At 58.7% G+C, this 17,802-nt stretch carries 15 protein-coding genes; 5 read left to right on the forward strand and 10 right to left on the reverse strand.

What is annotated here, in order from left to right; all coding sequences use genetic code 11:
* Nucleotides 1–73: 73 nt before the first annotated feature.
* Nucleotides 74–808, forward strand: a complete 735-nt coding sequence (locus HMPREF3130_RS06340; RefSeq protein WP_246815121.1) for a WKL family lipoprotein — start codon at nucleotides 74–76, stop codon at nucleotides 806–808.
* A 177-nt stretch (nucleotides 809–985) separates the two neighbouring features.
* On the opposite strand, the gene HMPREF3130_RS06345 is transcribed toward HMPREF3130_RS06340, so the two are convergent.
* Complete coding sequence (locus HMPREF3130_RS06345) at nucleotides 986–2,014, reverse strand: hypothetical protein (protein ID WP_224784036.1); 1,029 nt, start codon at nucleotides 2,012–2,014, stop codon at nucleotides 986–988.
* A 90-nt stretch (nucleotides 2,015–2,104) separates the two neighbouring features.
* Here HMPREF3130_RS06345 and lspA point away from each other — a divergent pair, with 90 nt between their 5' ends.
* From lspA to rarD, 4 genes are all read left to right on the forward strand, one after another.
* Nucleotides 2,105–2,674, forward strand: a complete 570-nt coding sequence (gene lspA / locus HMPREF3130_RS06350) for a signal peptidase II (RefSeq protein WP_070429556.1) — start codon at nucleotides 2,105–2,107, stop codon at nucleotides 2,672–2,674.
* A gap of 68 nt (nucleotides 2,675–2,742) precedes the next feature.
* Nucleotides 2,743–3,654 carry an RluA family pseudouridine synthase gene (locus HMPREF3130_RS06355; RefSeq protein WP_042389388.1) on the forward strand — a complete coding sequence of 304 codons (912 nt, stop codon included), beginning with the start codon at nucleotides 2,743–2,745 and terminating at the stop codon, nucleotides 3,652–3,654.
* Nucleotides 3,651–4,376, forward strand: a complete 726-nt coding sequence (locus tag HMPREF3130_RS06360) for a hypothetical protein (protein WP_049170281.1) — start codon at nucleotides 3,651–3,653, stop codon at nucleotides 4,374–4,376. Before HMPREF3130_RS06355 ends, HMPREF3130_RS06360 begins: the two co-directional genes overlap by 4 nt.
* A gap of 123 nt (nucleotides 4,377–4,499) precedes the next feature.
* Nucleotides 4,500–5,468 carry an EamA family transporter RarD gene (gene rarD / locus HMPREF3130_RS06365; protein ID WP_049190448.1) on the forward strand — a complete coding sequence of 323 codons (969 nt, stop codon included), beginning with the start codon at nucleotides 4,500–4,502 and terminating at the stop codon, nucleotides 5,466–5,468.
* Here rarD and HMPREF3130_RS06370 read toward each other — a convergent pair.
* The 9 genes from HMPREF3130_RS06370 to HMPREF3130_RS06405 form a co-directional block, all read right to left on the reverse strand.
* Nucleotides 5,465–6,892, reverse strand: coding sequence for a D-arabinono-1,4-lactone oxidase (locus tag HMPREF3130_RS06370; protein ID WP_069359182.1), 1,428 nt, complete (start codon nucleotides 6,890–6,892; stop codon nucleotides 5,465–5,467). The two genes, rarD and HMPREF3130_RS06370, sit on opposite strands and share 4 nt — an antisense overlap.
* Nucleotides 6,889–8,178, reverse strand: a complete 1,290-nt coding sequence (locus tag HMPREF3130_RS06375) for an alanine racemase (RefSeq protein ID WP_070429557.1) — start codon at nucleotides 8,176–8,178, stop codon at nucleotides 6,889–6,891. Before HMPREF3130_RS06375 ends, HMPREF3130_RS06370 begins: the two co-directional genes overlap by 4 nt.
* An 80-nt stretch (nucleotides 8,179–8,258) precedes the next feature.
* A complete protein-coding gene (locus HMPREF3130_RS11355; protein WP_005510327.1) occupies nucleotides 8,259–8,423 on the reverse strand; it encodes a hypothetical protein in 165 nt (54 codons plus the stop codon).
* Between the two features lie 188 nt (nucleotides 8,424–8,611).
* A complete protein-coding gene (locus HMPREF3130_RS06380; RefSeq protein ID WP_070429558.1) occupies nucleotides 8,612–10,117 on the reverse strand; it encodes an ATP-binding cassette domain-containing protein in 1,506 nt (501 codons plus the stop codon).
* 15 nt (nucleotides 10,118–10,132) lie between these two features.
* Nucleotides 10,133–10,915 carry a molybdate ABC transporter substrate-binding protein gene (modA, locus tag HMPREF3130_RS06385; protein WP_070429559.1) on the reverse strand — a complete coding sequence of 261 codons (783 nt, stop codon included), beginning with the start codon at nucleotides 10,913–10,915 and terminating at the stop codon, nucleotides 10,133–10,135.
* A gap of 36 nt (nucleotides 10,916–10,951) precedes the next feature.
* Nucleotides 10,952–11,719 (reverse strand): respiratory nitrate reductase subunit gamma, encoded by a 768-nt coding sequence (gene narI / locus HMPREF3130_RS06390; RefSeq protein ID WP_070429560.1) that lies wholly within the window; start codon nucleotides 11,717–11,719, stop codon nucleotides 10,952–10,954.
* A gap of 13 nt (nucleotides 11,720–11,732) precedes the next feature.
* Nucleotides 11,733–12,419, reverse strand: coding sequence for a nitrate reductase molybdenum cofactor assembly chaperone (gene narJ / locus HMPREF3130_RS06395; protein ID WP_070429561.1), 687 nt, complete (start codon nucleotides 12,417–12,419; stop codon nucleotides 11,733–11,735).
* 3 nt (nucleotides 12,420–12,422) lie between these two features.
* Nucleotides 12,423–14,033 (reverse strand): nitrate reductase subunit beta, encoded by a 1,611-nt coding sequence (gene narH, locus HMPREF3130_RS06400; protein ID WP_070429562.1) that lies wholly within the window; start codon nucleotides 14,031–14,033, stop codon nucleotides 12,423–12,425.
* The gene (locus HMPREF3130_RS06405; RefSeq protein ID WP_070429563.1) at nucleotides 14,033–17,791 is read right to left on the reverse strand and encodes a nitrate reductase subunit alpha; all 3,759 of its coding nucleotides are present in this window, start codon (nucleotides 17,789–17,791) and stop codon (nucleotides 14,033–14,035) included. The genes narH and HMPREF3130_RS06405 overlap by 1 nt, the downstream gene beginning before the upstream one ends.
* Between the last annotated feature and the right edge of the window lie 11 nt (nucleotides 17,792–17,802).

Genomic DNA, 17,802 nt, shown 5'->3' on the forward strand with positions numbered 1-17,802 from the left:
CAGCGAATCTTCATGCAGATTTTATTGGAGTAGTGCACATATGAAAGTCCCCTGCAACCAGCGCGTTAGCGGAATGCGTTGGCGCACAGCGCGTGGTGTGACAGTAGCGGCGATTGTCTCGGTCAGCGCACTTGGGCTCGCTGCCTGCGGTGGCGGCAATACTGCAGCGCCGACGACTGAATCGAAGACATCCAGCTCGGCGGAACCAGTCATCATGCTGCCGACGCGCGCAGAGCTTAACGACGTCCTCGCACGCCTTATTAACCCCGATTTACCTATCGAGGAAAAGGCGCTGACCATCGAGGACGGAGATACTGCCGGCGATTTCTTCGACATTGTCACCAATAGTGCCAATGAGCAGGAAATTAGCTTTGATGTCATTGATCCGATCACGCCCGGCTTCACGACGAAGCAGGCCGTAGCCGGCGTCAGTATCCTCCGCCCGGAGGAAGATCCGATGCTCGTGGATCAGGCGGACTTCATTTACAGGGATGGCCGTTGGATGCTGAGCAAGGAATGGGCCTGCAACCTGGCGTCGACGCTTGATCCGGAGCACAAGCCGGGGTTCTGTCTCGCGCCGGGCGAAACCCCTCCGCCGCCGCCTGAGCCGGAGGAAGAAGCCCCAGTTGAAGAGGCTCCGGTCGAGGAGGCCCCAGCACCGGTCGAGGAGCCAGCCCCGGCTCCGGCGCCCGAACCACCCGCTGAGGAAGTTCCGCCACCCGCGCCTGAACCGCCGGCTGAGGAGGTCCCGCCACCGCCAGCTCCGGCTCCGGCGGAGGACGCGCCTCCTCCACCTCCACCGGCTTAGGTGCCGTTGGCCCAGGCATCACAGCCTAGTCCGGTCGGGTGCACTGGGCAGACAAAAGAAAGTGTCTAGGTTTATGACAGTTCCGCCCATTTTTTGGGCAGAAAAGTGACATAAACCTAGACACTTTCTCGTCTTCTAACCTTGCGCTGGCCAGAGCTATTTCTTCTGGACTCTGGGCTACTTCTTCGACCCGCTGCCGTCCTTAAACTCCAGCCCGCGGTGCGTCTGCTGAGTGATGCGCACATCGGAGTTGCCGTCGCCGTAGGTCACGGAGGTCACAAAGTCGATGTTGCCCTTCATCGGAAGCGGCTTAGTCAGGTCGATGGTGACGCGGTCGGCAAGCATGTCAGTCGTGGCCTCGACAACCTTCAGTGCACCCTCGCCGCCAGTGTCCAACTCGGTGACGGTCGGCACCTGCTTGACATCGACCTTCAAATTAACAATGTCGCCCGCACGGCTGAGCAGGGTATAGGTCACCTTCTGCGTCATCGTGGTCTGGCCTTCGACCTCGCTTTCGACCGTCCAGGTTGCATCCTTTCCGATGTCCTCGGAGGGGAAGACGATAGGTACGGAATGCAGCTGTTGCAGCGCCATCTCCACACCAGCGCGAGCGGTGTCGGTCGCCTTCTCCGGCGCTCCCAGTTTGAGTTCCTTGACCTCACCAGTGGCCGTTGTTGACCAATCAGAGATAAAGCCCTGCGCGGTCGCGATATCCTCATTCAGCTCATCGTTGGAGCCGTGTGGCTTACCCACCTCTGACGTCACCACACGAGTATCGTTATCGCTGGTAACAGTGCTGGTCAGGGGGATTTCCAGGCGGGTGTCCGGGAACGTCTGGTCGCTATCGGCGTTTCCGCCACGCTGCGCAAAGCCCTGCGTCACCGCCACGGTCGACTCCTGCTCTGCACCGTCGTCCTTCCAGCGCACGCTCGCCAGCTCACCGCTACCAGCACTGGTCAATTCGACCTTGGGTTGTGCAACGTCCACGGGTTGTGTTTTCACCGAGCTTTCCGACGAGCACGCGGCCAGTGACACCACAGTGGTAGCGGCAACAACAGCGGTGCCGACCCTCGCCAGCAAGCCACGCTTGGTGTGACCAGGTTGGTCGCTGCGGCTAGGTCGACGGAACCACGAGGAGGTGGATTCTCCTGCACGTCGTAAAGCAGAGGAGGCCGGAACAAACTGAGATTGGAAACGTCGAGTCACACCGGTTAGCGTACCGGTTTCGCGGTGGATAGGAACCACCCGGGCGGTGTCAGTTGGCTGAATATGGGTTTGTTAGGCCATTATGGGACAGTGACTAAGAAGGAAACGAGGACATATTTCCCGCGGCGGGGGATTCTCGCTGTGGTTATTGTGTCAGTTGCGATCATTGATCAGCTGACCAAGATTATCGCTTTGAAGACTCTCGATGGCCGTCCTGCGGTGCAGGTGATCGGCAATCTCTTCGAGTTGCGGCTCGTTTTTAACCCTGGTGCGGCCTTTTCCTTTGGCACGAACGCCACCTGGGTTTTTACCACGTTGCAGCTGGTTTACATCCTGGCTGTGATGTGCTTTTCCCATTGGCTGCGCAGTCCTATATCGGCGACTGCAGCGGGGCTTATTGCTGGTGGTGCGCTGGGCAACCTCATCGATAGGCTGTTTCGGGAACCCGGTTTCTACGTCGGCCACGTCGTCGATTTCCTGTCGGTGAAGGGTTTTGCCGTATTTAATATCGCGGACTCCGCGATTACAGTGGGCGTTATTATCCTCGTTATCTGGATGGTTTTTTCCAAGGAGCCGGATCTCTTCGCTGATCAGATTGCAGCGGAGAAGAAATCTTCCCAGACGGATCAGAAGCAGTCGGCGGAGGGAGGACAGCAGTGAACGACAATGCAGTAAATACCGGTGCAGCACTCGGGGGAGCGCACCAGCCCGACCGAGAAACCCGGCAGATGCCCGTTCCACCGGGCTTGGCCGGTATGCGGGTAGACGCCGGTGTGGCTAAGTTGCTGGGACTCTCGCGCACAGCGGTGGCTGATTTGGCAGCGGCTGGGGACATCACGGTCGATGGCGTGAGCGTTGGTAAGTCCGACCGATTGGAAGAAAACGCTTTCCTCTCTGTGTTGTTGCCGCCGGTGGAAAAGCCATTGGTTCCCAAAGAGGAACTCGTCGAGGGCATGGACGTGCTCTACCACGACTCCGATTTGGTGGCTGTTCACAAGCCTGTCGGTGTGGCCGCACATCCGTCGGTCGGTTGGGAAGGCCCAACGGTTATCGGCGGACTGGCGGCTGCTGGTTTCCGCATTTCTACCTCCGGTCCGCCCGAGCGAAAAGGCATCGTGCATCGCCTCGATGTTGGCACCTCTGGCGTGATGGTTGTCGCCTGCTCCGAACGGGGCTACTCCGTGCTCAAGCGGGCGTTCAAAAACCGTGAGGTGTCCAAGACCTATCACGCTCTGGTTCAGGGGCATCCGGATCCGCTGTCGGGGACAATTGATGCGCCGATTGGCCGTCATCCTTCGGCGGGTTGGCGCTTTGCCGTCCGCCAGGATGGCAAGCATGCTGTGACGCACTACGAAACGCTTGAGGCCTTCGCCCCAGCAACGCTGCTGAAGGTGAATCTAGAGACTGGGCGCACGCACCAGATTCGCGTGCACTTCTCTGCGCTGAATCACCCATGCTGCGGCGATCCCATGTACGGTTCCGATCCGGCATTGGCCAAGCGCCTGGGGCTCAACCGCCAGTGGCTTCACGCGGTCTCGCTTGGTTTCCACCATCCGGCAGATGGGCGCTGGATGGAAATCGAATGTCCATACCCAGATGATTTGAACCACGCATTGGAAGTTTTGAGGCAGAGCGCATGACGCAGACCCCATCGGGATCCAAGAACCCACCACGCCGTGAAACTCGTGCGAAAAGCACTGGTGACGGCAGTATTTCGCCAGTGATGGCACTGATCTCTGGTTTCTGTGTTGTCGTATTGGTGATTGTTTTAGCAGTCGCTTCGACCTCCGATCGGGTAAGCAAGCCGCAAAATCTCAACGGCGATGCGCTCGGCCCGGACCCGTGGGAAGCAACCGAGCAGTACGTAGAGCGTGCCGACGAGTCCCTCGCGAATATGAAGAAAGAGGACTACCGGCTAAAGACCGGCCAGCCAGTCGTGGAGGACCCGAAGTTCTGGGCGATGGTGACTTTTGACCGGCTGCTCGATGCGCAAGAAGCGGCACAGGTCTATGAAAAAGAGCCCTCTCTGCGAGTATCGACTGCAATCATCGGCGGTGTGAGCACCCGGTATTTGCCGCAGCCGAGTAAAACAGCGAGCGAAGAAAAGCTGCTGCAAGATCAGCTGGAGTTAGCGGCTGCTTACGCAGACGTCGCGATTGACGACGAACGGCTCGGCTTCAACGGGTTACTGGTCTATGGTGACGCTGAATCGTTGATGGATGTCAAGAAAATGCCCGATGTGAAAGCTGTCGAGGCGCTGCCGTCAGATGCGGCGCGTGGCCGTTTTGGTATTCGCCCGGTGCTGAGTTCCGGCTTCACGGATAAAGATCCGCTCTTTGCGCCGGGGCTGAGCCAGAACTAAGCGGCCAGACCTAATAGAAGCCAGGACTAAGCGGCCAAGTCCAAACGACTAGGATGAAGCGGCTAGAACTCTGCTGCCAGTACGCAGTCAGTTTCAACAAGAACGAAAAGGAGTCAGTCAACAGTGATTCAGGCATTCGGTGCGTACCTTTTGTGGGCGCTGTTTCCGCTCTATTTCCCCTTGCTGGAACCAGCAGGGGCCGTAGAGATTTTGGCGCACCGATTCGTCTGGACCCTTGTCTTTATGGTTATTGCCCTCAGCTTCATGCGCGCATGGCCAGAGCTGAAGGCCGCGAGTGCCAAGACCTGGGGCACTATTTTTATTGCCGCACTGTTGATCTCCGTCAACTGGGGTGTGTACGTCTACCTGGTCAACAATGGGCAGGTGGCGGAGGCTGCGCTCGGCTACTTCATCAACCCGCTGGTCAGCGTTTTGTTGGCGATGATTTTCTTCCGTGAAAGCATCTCGCGGTTGCAGCTCGGCAGTGTCATCCTGGCAACCATTGCGGTCATTGTTCTCACAATTGGTGTGGGACATCCGCCGTTGGGTGCGCTGGCGCTGGCGTTCAGTTTCGGTTTTTACGGACTAATGAAGAAGCGGGTATCGCTTTCCTCCGCAGCTTCGCTGACGGCCGAGTCCGCCGTAATCACACCGATTGCGCTGGCATACATCCTCTGGTTGACCTACAACGGACAGAGCACCTTTACCTCCGAAGGAACTGGTCACGTGCTGCTCATGATGAGCGCCGGTGTTGCTACCGCCATTCCGTTGCTTCTCTTCGGCGAAGGTGCCAAACGCCTGCCGCTGGCCACCTTGGGCCTGATGCAGTACCTGACTCCAGTTCTCCAAATCACCCTGGCAGTCACTGTGCTGGGCGAGCAGCTCGAACCGGAGCGCTGGATCGGATTCTTCATCATCTGGGGTGCCGTCGCGCTGTTCATCTGCGACCTCATCCTGAAGATGCGCCGGCAGCGTCGGGTACGCCGGGAACTCCACAAGGCCGGTGTTGAACCGGCCGCGGTTTCCGACGATGCCGCCGACCAGACGGATGGGGCGGTTACCCGGGACGTCGTAAAGCCGGCAGATAATTAGCAGAAAAGTTCGCGCAGGTGCTCGTTGAGGAAGATTCCCTGCGGGTCGACCTTTTCCCGTAGTGCCTGGACCTCGCCGAACAGCGGATAACGTTCCGCGAAATCCTCCGCGCGAAGCGTGTGCAATTTGCCCCAGTGCGGGCGACCTTCGTGGGCCTTGAAAATCGGCTCGATGAGGTTGAAGTACTCTCGGTAATTTTCCTTCCAGTAGCGGTGGATGGCGATGTAGGCACTGTCGCGACCGTACGCAGTGGACAGGGCCACATCATCGGCTTTCGCGGAGCGCACCTCGATGGGGAAGGAGACTTTCATCCTCTTGCGGGCAATCGCGTCGCGGATTTCCCCGAGGACATCGGAAGCGGCCTCGAGCGGGACGGAGTACTCCATCTCGGAGAAACGCACTCGGCGCGGCGAGACAAAGACCTTGTGCGCCTCATTGGAGTAGCTGCGCTCTGGCACGGTGTTGGTGGCAATCCGGTTGATGGTATCGGTCGTAGCGGGAATGGCCTTAGCAATCTCGCAGCACGCCAAGAGTCCCATGTTGTTGACGACTTCGTCGTTAAGATACGTACGCGCGCTGCCCAGGCGCTGCTTCAGGCTATTGCGGCTCGGGCGGCGGTGGCGCTGCGGTTCAATGCGAGTATTGTGCTTGACCAGCGTCTCGCGCTGTCCCGGGAACCAGAAAAACTCCAGGTGGTCAGCTTCTTTGCAGCGCTCGGCGAAACTCTTGCGCAGGGAATCAAACTCTTCGCGGTGCTCGTCGGCGTGCAGATCAAACGCTGGCACGACGGACATCGTGACCTCCGTAAGCACGCCGAAGACACCCAGTCCCAGCCGTCCGAGGCGGTAGAGCTCGCCGTCGATTCCCTCAGCGTCCGGATGGCAGTGCCTGACGACGCCATCCGCGGTGACAATCTTGAATCCTTTCACGGTGCCTGCGAAGCCGGTGAATCCAAGCCCGGTGCCGTGTGTGCCAGTAGAGATAGCACCGGCCAGCGACTGCGGATCGACATCGCCCTGGTTGGGAAGTGCCCAACCGAGCGGGCGCAGAATACCTGGAGTGTCGCGCAAGCGAGTGCCGGCACGCAGCGTGGCGGTCTGGTTGGCGGCGTCGAGTTCGACCAGACCAGAGCAGCGATCGAGTTGAATGCGGTGCCCATCGGTGGTGGCCACGGAAGTAAAAGAATGACCGGCCCCCAGCGGGCGCACCGTAGTTCCTTCGGTCTTCGCCGCTTTAATTACCGAGATAACGCCCTCATCATCGTGCGGCTGATGAGTGTAGGACGGGGTGCACGATTGCGTGTGCGCCCAATTGCTCCAATGCGAGTTGGCGACGGCTTTCGCCTGCGCACGCCGACGTACGCGTGGTACTCGGGACTCAACTGTAGAGACTGTGAAGCGGGCGTTGTTGTGTGAATTGCTCATGTGAAGATCAATCCCTTTCCTCGGTACGTGGGCCAGTGGGTGATGATGGTGCCATCTCGAACTGCAATGACTTCTTGTGTGTGCTCGGCTATTTCGCCGGCCTTGGCGTGGCGGAACCACACGGGATCTCCCAGCGAAATTGCGTCGGCGGTCTTGCCGAGCAGCGGAGTCTGCACCTCACCTGGTCCTTCCTCCGCCGCGTAGCGCAGGCCAGTGGGGTACCAGGGGGTTGGCAGCCGGTCAGCTCCCGCCGGTCCAGAGGCAATTCGACCACCGCCGGACACCGTGACCACGCCCTTCTTAGGACGTCGCGTCGCCGGCAACACAAACCAGGACGCCGGGCGCAGATTGAATGCGCGATAGTTATCGAAGAGGGTTGGTGCCAGGAATCCCGACCCCGCCGCTGCCTCGGTGACTGCGGCCTCGGCGCACGTCGACTCCAGCGACCCCGTGCCACCACCGTTGACAAACTCCAGCGGCCCCGCCACTTTCTCGACTGCAGTGACAACCTTCTCGCGGCGCTTTGCCAATTCCTTCTTTGAGACGGCCTGCATCACTCGAATTGCGCGCGCACGCAGAGAGTTTCCGGCATCGCCCACTCCGGCAATGTGCCCCTCATACATCATGATTCCCGCCAGCTGCAGCTCCGGGCGGGCAATAACCTGCTTGGCAAACGCCGCTGCCTGCTTCGGTGAGAACAGACTGGAGCGCAGCGTACCGATATGCACGCCGGGGAGGGGACGAAAGGATGCGTCGACGTCCATGCACACGCGGATTGGCGCATTTTCGCTTGCCGACGACGCCAGCGCCTCCAGATGCTCGGGACGGTCAACCATGACGCAGATGGCGGCACGCGCTGCATCATCGTCGGCAAGCTCTGAGATAGCGCGGGCGTCAAGTGTTGGGTAGGCGACGACGATGTCGTCGCTAATGCCTTCTCGGAATAGGTACAGCGCCTCTGCCAGCGAATATGCCAGCACGCCCTGGAAGCCGGGGAAGGCCAGGACGTGCGAAATAAGCTGTGGAATGCGAATCGATTTCGAGGCCACGCGGATAGGCATCCCGTTTGCACGGCGGAGCAAATCGCGGGCATTGGCTTCGACCGCCGCGAGGTCGACGACGACTGCAGGAAGGGAAGTGCAGTTAAGCAGCGTGTCGGTAGCTAGTGGCGGGCGGGCTGTCTGGGGCATCTGCGGCGGCAGCGCCTCAGGCAGGTGAGACATCGATGTCGGAGCCGGGCGGGATGTGCCTGAGGACTCCGGGGCAGAAGCTCGAGAAAGTTTCATGCCCTAAAACGTAATCTTTTGTCACGGGCAGTGTCTTTGATTTAGAAAAGAAAACCAGAATTTCCCGGGTCTGTGCTTTATTAGACCAGCCAGCTGTAGCGGGCGGCATCCATGTTGGAGGTGATGACATCGCCATCGACGAGGTAGCCGGCAGCAACGGGGCGGCGGTCGATGGTTGCAAGAACCTCGTCAAGCTCGGGCTTGGGGAAGTAGGTGAAGTGGCCATCGGAAAGTGGTGCGAACACTGTATTGCTCCTTTGGTTCTTTGCTCGAGGGCAGTGCGTTTCTCTATGGCCGCGAGGAAATATGAGGACTTCCTCACAAACCGTGGTGTCGAGTATCGTCAACTGGTTTTGAAAAGTAAAGGAAGTGCTGCGGTGATGTTAAACACATCTTTAGCCATACAAATATCGAGATAAAGGCGTCAATAGCACTAACGCAGGCTGTCAATATGTTGACGAATCGCTGGCGTAGCGGGGTGCCCCTGTGCCGCGAGCATGCCATCTTTCATCACGATGACCCAGTCGGCCATGTTTTCTACATCGGTGGCATTGTGTGTGATGAGTACGACGGTTCGGGTGCCAATGCCATCAGTGATGAGTCGCTGCCAAGACTGTCGGCTAATCGAATCTAACGGCGCAAAAGGCTCATCGAGTACCAAAACTTCTGGCCGCACCGCCAGAGCACGTGCAAGGGTAGCTTGGGCATTCTGCCCGCCGGACAGCGATGGTACCGGGGTGCTGGAAATAGGCCCAAGACCGGCTGCCACCAGAATTTCCTGGGCGCAATCGTGAATAGCAGTGGCTGATTTGGGCACGGAATTCGACTTAGAAAGTAGCGCCATGGCAACTGCTTCCAGTGGGGTCGTCGTAGGAGGAAGTGATGGTTCCTGCGGAACTATCACGATTCCACGCTGGCGAAGTGGCAGATCCGAAAGCTCCGTCGTACCCGCATAAACATCAGCGCCTTCCAATGCTCCGGCAATGAGGCCGGCAAGAGTCGACTTTCCGCACCCATTCGGACCAATGACAGCCGTTACTTTCCCCGCGGGGAACTGGTAGGTCTGGTTCTGCCACCGCACCTCGAGATCCTCCGGGCAGCGAGAAGGCAGACAAAGGTGGTTTAGGCGCTGGCGGGCCATCGGTTCCAGCCGCACGGGCTTGGGTACAGGACGAGGTCTTAGAGCATAGGGTAATAGCGCTATGACGAGGAAGATCAGCGAAATACCAATCAATAATGCGGCGAGCACAAAAGCGCGATCAGGATGAAGCTCCCGCTCCAAATAGATGCTTGAAGTCAGCGTGCGGGTGATGCCTGGGTAGGTGCCTGCGAACGTGACGGTGGTGCCGAACTCGCCAAGCGAACGAGCAAACGACAGCGCAGCTGCGGACAGGATTCCAGGAGTAATGGAAGGAAGAATGATGCGGCGAAAAATTGTGGTCGTCGGAATGCCGAGGCTCTCCGCGGAAATCAGAACTGATTGTTTGAGACTGCCCAGGGACGTATCAATCGCAATGGCAGCGTAGGGGAGAATGACAAAAACGTGAGCAATCACGACCGCCGAAAATGTAAATGGCAGCGGAAGATTTAGGGCTCGCGTGGCACTGGTGAGCGCAAGACCTGCGACAACCGGAGGCAGCGCCAGTGGTAGAAAAACCAGGAGGCGGACAATCCATTGCCCCTTCGGAATGGCATGAATGACCGCGCCAAGTGGAACCGCCAAGATGACCGCAATGAGAGTCGCCTGCATGCCCGCCCACAGGGAAATCTTCAGTGCGTCGATGGTTTCCGGCTCAGTGAGAATGCTGGCGAACTGAGACCACGGCACCTCGAAGAGCAGTGCGGCGACGGGAAACAGCAGAAAAACCGGGCACAGCAGTGCAATGAGCCAGACGACGGCTGGCAGCGGGCGAGACGATGGGCGGAAAGAGGTGGGCATAATGACGAAAATCGACTACTGAGTCGCGGAGTCCTCCGTTGCTTCTGTGGCTGGCGTGAAACCGTGGCGTGACCACAGCTGCGCAGACTCGGCGGAGGCGAGATACTTCACCAGTGCCAGAGCGCTTTCTTTTGTGTCACTGTTTTTTACAACAGCAGCCATGATTTCGTTGGCGTGGCTGTCCGCACCCGGGATGTCAAAGACATCGACAGAATCCACGAGAGCCTGTGCGTCGGTGCGATATACCCAACCGGCATCTGCAACGCCAGACAGCACTTTACCTGCGACATCGCTGACAGAATTCTCACGGCTAACCGGAGTGAAATCTAGCCCAAGAGAGGAAATGAGCTCCTCGGCGACTTTCCCACAGGGAACCTTGTGATCACAGGTGACAACCTTCGCTGTGGACAGAGACGCATCCGCTCCGGTGACGTGGGCAGGATTTCCCTTCGGTACGATGAGCACCATCGAGTTAGTGGCAACTTTGGCAGGATTGCTCACGACACCGCGTTCGACGGCCTCGTCCATGGTTGCGCGGTCAGCAGTGATGAGTACATCGCCGGGAGCGCCATCTTCCAACTGCTGAAGCAGAGAGCCGGAACCGCCGTTGATGAACGCCAAGTGAGTATCAACGTTCGCCGATTGCGGCAGGTCAGCATTGAGAACTCGAGTGGATGCGGCTCCGAAAACCGTTAGTGTCTCTTTTCCGGAAGCCTGCGATGAGCTCGTCTCTGGTGCACAGGCCGCGCTAGTGACCAATATGGTGGCGGCGGCTGCCAGAACTTTCTTCGAGCTCATCACACAGACTTTCTTAATCAGGCCATCAGCGGCGAATTAGCGACTGTGGCGATCCAACTGCTCCGCGTGGGAACGGATTGGTTTCCAGGCTACCTCTCGGCGCGCCGGGCGAGTGCGGACATCGCGAGAACGGTAGACCACATAGGGGCGGTTAGTGTAGCCAATAGGTGCAGAGAATGCGTGGACCAGGCGAGTAAACGGCCACACGGCGATGATGGTGAAGCCAGCCAGGACGTGCAGCTTAAACTGCCATGGCACATCGGCCATCAGCTCAGGCTGGGCATTGAAAATCATGATTCCACGCAGCCACGGCGAAATAGTTTCGCGGTAGTCGTAGCCATGCGGACCGCCGAATACCTGCAGCGACACCGTTGCGATGGTGCCCGACAGAATTGCCAGGGCCAGCAGCAAGTACATCACCTTGTCGGACGTGGATGTCGCTAAGAAAACCGTGCGGTTGACAACACGTCGGTAGATGAGCCCCGCCAGTCCCAACACCACGGCGACTGCGGCAATCGTGCCGGGGATCGTAGCAATCAGGTGGTAGAAACCATCTGAGATGCCCATGGCGCGAGTCCACGATTTCGGAATTGCCAAGCCCATCAGGTGTCCAATGATGACGAACATCATGCCCCAGTGGAACAACGGCGAAGACAGCCGCAGCATCTTTGATTCATAAATCTGCGATGAGTGGCTGGTCCAGCCGAATTGGTCTGTGCGCCAACGCCAGATGATGCCGATGACGAACGCGCTGACGGCCAGCCATGGAAAGGCTGTCCAAAGGAACAGCTCGAAGTTATTCATGACTTAAATCCTTTTAAGTTTCTTGCATGCCGACGTGCGGCAGCGGAGTCCCAAGACCAACGAGTTCAGCCGGGGGACCTGTGCGGATGAGATTGATGTAGGCGTCGATAGTTTCCTGATCGATTTCTGGCAATGACATGCACAGCGCCGTCACCACGTGCGTGTACATGGGGGAGATATCATTCAGCGCGGTTCGCAGAACCTCCAGACCGTCTCGATGGGAAGCGAGCATCTCTGTCACGATGCGGTGACCAACGTCGTCGGCAAGCGCGCCGGCCTCCAGCACCACGCAGAGGTGGTCTGGGAGCTCTTCGCGCTCCTGCTCAAAGCCCAGTGCAGCCAGTTGCTCCTTGAAGGCAAGGAGCGCTACACCGCGCTGACGTGTATCGCCGACGGAGTAGTACGACAGGTTCATCGAGCATCGACGGCGCTGATCGAAAGTCTCCACATAGTGAGCCTGTAGCTTTTGAAGTGGCATCTCGGCAGCTTCCGTCAAAAATGCACTGAGCTCGTCGCCGACCTCTGCCGGAAGTGCAGATAGCTCCCGTGCGACCGCCTCCCACCGCTGTTCAGCATTCTCATGTGGGTAGTCCAACAGCAGTGAGCACGCCATGTACAGCAGTTGGCGCTGCTGGTTGGTCAGCGGCACTGATTCTACGAACTGCTCGGGGATACGTCCGAGAAAATTACGTTTGGCCATGGTCTATCCGTTCGGCTTCTTAAACATGGCCTGCGGCCCCTCATCGCCCCACGACACCAGAGAAACCTTGCGCGTATCGCCACTGCCCGTGCCGCAACCGGAACCACATGCCTCCGGTGCACCTTCGCCCGGACCCAAATCGCGGAACTGATTCATCAGCTTCTCCGGGGTGCTGTCGCCGAAGGGATCGAGCGATGCAATGCCACGAGGCGTCTCTGGCGAGGTCGTCGGAATGACATAGCGGTCGTCATACTTGGCGATTGCGAGCAGGTGGTACATGTTGTACAGGTCTTCGCCCGTCATGCCGACGGCCTGCGCAATCTCCTCCTGCGGTTCTCGCCCGAGGTTGATGTCTCGCATGTAGCTGCGCATCGCCGCTAGACGGCGCAACGAGAGTTCCACTGGTCGAGTATCACCAGCCGTGAAGATTCCCGCCAGGTATTCCAGCGGAATTCGCATATTGGCCAAGGTGGTCAGCAGCACCTTGTGGTCCTCGCCATCGATGCCAGACGCGGTAATGGTGTCGACAATCGGGGACAGCGGCGGGACGTACCAGACCATTGGCAGAGTGCGGTACTCCGGGTGCAGCGGCAGTGCCAGACCGTAGGTAAAGATTAGGTCATAAATCGGCGACTCCTGCGCGGCTGCAATCCACGATGCTGGGATTTCCTGCTTGTGAGCAGCCTCGATAACTTCTGGATCGTGTGGGTCGAGCAGCAGACTGCGCTGTGCTTCATACAGATCCTGAGGGTCTTCCACCGATGCGGCTTCAGCCACGCGGTCAGCATCGTAGAAGATGACACCGAGGTAACGCAGCCTGCCGACGCAGGTTTCCGAGCACACGGTTGGCTGACCGACCTCAATACGCGGGTAGCACAGCGTGCACTTTTCTGCCTTGCCGGTCTTGTGGTTGAAGTAGACCTTCTTGTACGGGCAACCGGAGACACACATGCGCCAACCGCGGCAGCGGTCCTGGTCGACCAGGACAATGCCGTCTTCCGTACGCTTGTACATCGCGCCCGATGGGCAGGAAGACACACAGGTCGGGTTCAAGCAGTGCTCACAGATGCGAGGCAAGTAGAACATGAAGGTATCTTCAATATCCTTCTTGACCTCCAAGTTCATCTGCTGCAGCGTTGGGTCGCTGTCCATCGTTGCAGTCGAACCACCGAGGTTGTCATCCCAGTTCGATGACCACTTGACGGTATCGATGGGACGGCCATCCAGCTGTGAAACTGGGCGCGCAGTCGGCTGAGTCTTCTGGCCACGCGGTGCCGACAGCAACTTGTCGTACTCGTAGGACCAGGGCTCGTAGTAATCTTCGATGCCCGGCAGCAGTGGGTTGTGGAAGATAGTGGCCAGCTTCTTCAAGCGACCACCGGCCTTGGGCTTGAGCTTGCCATTGCTGGTGCGCTCCCAGCCGCCCTTCCACTTTTCCTGGTCTTCCCAGGTGCGTGGGTAGCCGACGCCAGGGCGGGTTTCCACATTGTTAAACCAAATGTATTCAGTGCCCTCGCGGTTGGTCCATGCCTGCTTACAGGTCACAGAACAAGTGTGACAGCCGATGCACTTGTCCAGGTTCATGACCATCGCGATTTGTGCCATGACGCGCATTAGAACTTAACCTCCTGGCTGCGACGACGAATGCGGGTTACCTCATCGCGGTTATTACCGGTTGGACCGATGTAGTTGAAGCCGTAGGTGATGTGCCCGTAGCCGCCGGCCACATGCAAAGGCTTGATCATGATTCGAGTCAGCGAGTTGTGAGTACCACCGCGGCGACCCGTGCGCTCATTGAGCGGTGTACCAGTGGTGCGCTCCTGCGCGTGGTTCATAATCGCCGTTCCCTCAGGGATACGGTGTGTGACAATCGCGCGTGCTGAGACCACACCATTGCGGTTGTAGAGCTCAATCCAGTCATTGTCGGCCACACCGATCTTCTCGGCGTCCTTGGCGGACATCCAGACAACCTGGCCACCACGCGAAATCGACAGCATGTGCAGGTTGTCGAAGTACTGCGAGTGAATCGACCACTTATTGTGTGGCGTCAGGTAGCGAACTGTGACCTCCGGATCGCCGGATTCACCAGTTAGCAGCTCACCTGGGCCAACCTCACCATTGAGGTGGAGACGGTCGAGCGGCGGGCGGTAAATCGGCAGCGCCTCGCCGTAGTCCAAGAACCAGTCGTGGTCGAGGTAGTAGTGCATACGACCGGACAGCGTGTGCCACGGCTTGTCGTAGGCCAAGTTGATGGAAAACGCGGTGTAGCGCTTACCGTCCTTCTTGATGCCCGTCCACTCCGGCGATGTGATGACCTCCGTTGGGCGCTCCTTCACCGAGTCCCACTTGATGTGGGTCTGTTCGGAGCCACTGACCAGGTCGGTCATATCTGCACCGACGCGCTTGCCCTGGTTGCGGAAGCCCTCGAGGGCGACCTCGCCATTGGAGACACCGGAGAGGTGCAGAATCATCTCCGCAGCCTTGATGGCCGAGTCCAGCTTTGGTCGCTTACCAGCCGACTCCGTCATCGACGTGCCGTTGATAATGGCCAATTCCTTGGCCTGCTTGGATACGTCGTACGCCGTGCCGTGAGTGCCTGTACCAGCCTTTTCTGTCAAGGGGCCAAAGTGTGTCCACTTCTCGTAGACCTTGGTGTAGTCGCGCTCAACTGGAATGAGCTTGGCCATGGTCTTGCCCGGCACAAGTCCCTCAGTATCCACATCCGGGACAATGCCGTTTGGCATGTTCAGCTCGTCAGGGCTGTCGTGTCCAAGTGGGGCAGTGATGACATCCGTCTGTGTGCCCAGCCACTTTTCCGACATGGCCGACAGCGAAGCCGACAGGTCGCGGAAGACCTCGAAGTCACTGCGGGCCTCCCACGGTGGGTTGATTGCCGCGTTGAAGGAATGGATAAACGGGTGCATATCCGTTGTCGACAGATCGTGCTTCTCATACCAGGTAGCCGCCGGCAGAATAATGTCGGAGACCAGCGTGGTTGAGGTATTGCGGAAATCCGTCGTCAGCATCAGGTCGAGCTTGCCCTCAGGTGCCTGATCACGCCAGACAATAGAGGCTGGACGCTCGCCCTCTGGCAGCTCCGTTGCCGTGGCATCGGAATCCACACCGAGCATGTGACGCAGGAAGAACTCCGTGCCCTTTGCCGACGAACCCATGAGGTTGGTACGCCAGTTGAGCAGGATACGCGGGAAGTTCACCGGGTTATCCGGATCTTCAGCCGCAAACTTCATCCGTCCGGACTGCAATTCATCGACGATGTAATCCGAGACGGCCATGCCCTTGGCCTCCGCCTCGTCGGCAAGCAGCAGCGGATTGCGATCGAACTGCGGGTATGCGGGCATCCAGCCGCGCTTCATGGCCTCGACCAGGGTCTCAGACGTGAACTTGTCGTCTACAGCACCATGGCTGGCCAGCGGCGAGGCTAGACGGTTGGCACGTGTGTTGTCATAACGCCACTGGTCGGTGGTCAGATAGTAGAAACCCGTGGTAATCATCTGACGCGGTGGGCGCTGCCAGTCCAGGGCGAATGCGTACTGTGCCCAGCCATTCATTGGGCGCAGCTTTTCCTGGCCGACGTAGTGAGCCCAACCGCCACCGTTGATGCCCTGCGTGCCACACATAGAGGTCAGCGCCAGGAAGGTGCGGTAGATGCTGTCGGCGTGGAAGAAGTGGTTGACGCCAGCGCCCATGATGATCTGGCTACGGCCGCCAGAGTCAGCAGCATTCTGTGCGAACTCACGCGCAATACGGATCGCAGCGTTTGCTGGGACACCAGTGAGCTCCTCCTGCCATGCCGGAGTACCCGGCACGGAGGCATCCTTGAAGTCCGCCGGCCACTGACCAGGCAGATTCAGCTCTTCGCGGTTCACGGCGTAGTGCGCCAGCATGATGTCGTAGACCGTGGTGACAAGACGCTTGCCGACGCGCCGGGCGGGGACACCTCGATGAACAATTCCGGCACCGATTGGGCCGTTTTCCTCGGATTCGCCCAGGCCTGGCAGGTCAAAGCGCGGGAAAACCACTTCGACCGGTTCGAAGCCGTCAGTCACGTCTGCAACGGACATCACCGGGTCGACGTTGTCCAGGCGGAGATTCCACTTTCCCTCGCCATCTTCGCCGTAGCGGTCAGCGAGAGTCCCGCCTGGGTCAACGACCTTGCCGTCGGCTTCCATCATCAGCAGACGGTGCGTTGCATTCTGCGAATCGTGCAGAGCCGCATCCTCGATATTGGATGCGGTGAGGAATTTACCGGGTACGAAGGTGCCGTCGTCACGCGCGTCGAGCTCGATTAGGAATGGAGCATCGGTGTACTTGCGCATGTAGTCGAGGAAGTATGGCGTCTTCTGCTCGACGTGGAAGGACTTCAAAATGACATGGCCCATGGCGAAGGCCAGTGCGCCGTCGGTACCTGGGTTGATGCGCATCCACTCGTCGGCGAACTTGGTGTTATCAGCGAAGTCAGGGCTGACGACGACAACCTTGGTGCCGTTGTAGCGAGTCTCGACCATGAAGTGGCTATCCGGAGTACGGGTGACCGGAATGTTCGAGCCCCACATCATCAGGTAGCTGGAGTTGAACCAGTCACCGGACTCTGGAACGTCGGTCTGGTCGCCGAAGGTCTGTGGCGATGCCGGTGGCAGGTCGGCGTACCAGTCGTAGAAGGACAGTGCGACGCCACCAATCATCTGCAGGAAGCGAGTACCTGCGCCGTAGGAGACCTGCGACATAGCCGGAATAACGGTGAAGCCGGCAATGCGGTCTGGGCCGTACTGGCGAATGGTGTAGACGTGGGCAGCGGCGGCCATTTCGATTGCTTCCTCATACGGAATGCGGATGAGGCCGCCCTTGCCGCGCTGGCTGACGTAGCTCTTGCGCTTCATTGGGTCTTCCACAATGGAACGCCAGGCCAGCACTGGGTCGCCGAGCTTTTCCTTTGCATCGCGGAACATCTCTACCAGCACACCGCGCGCGTATGGGTAACGAATGCGTGTCGGTGAGTAGGTGTACCAGGAAAACGATGCACCACGCGGGCAGCCGCGGGGCTCGTACTCCGGCATATCAGGACCAGTGGTGGGGTAGTCAACTGCCTGTGACTCCCACGTAATGACGCCGTCTTTGACATAGACCTTCCACGAGCAGGAACCCGTGCAGTTCACACCGTGCGTGGAACGGACCATCTTGTCGAAGGACCAGCGGTTGCGGTAGAACTCATCGGCGCCACGGCCACCTTGGAGGAATAGTTGCTGACCGGACTCAGAGACTTCGCCCTTGCGGAGGAAGCTGCCAAAACGCAGCAGCGAGTTGGCTTGGTTAGATCCAGAACCAGCGTGAGTTGGGGAGGAATCTTGTGCCATGGGAATTTTCC

Source organism: Corynebacterium sp. HMSC14B06 (assembly GCF_001807075.1).
Classification (GTDB): domain Bacteria; phylum Actinomycetota; class Actinomycetes; order Mycobacteriales; family Mycobacteriaceae; genus Corynebacterium; species Corynebacterium jeikeium_D.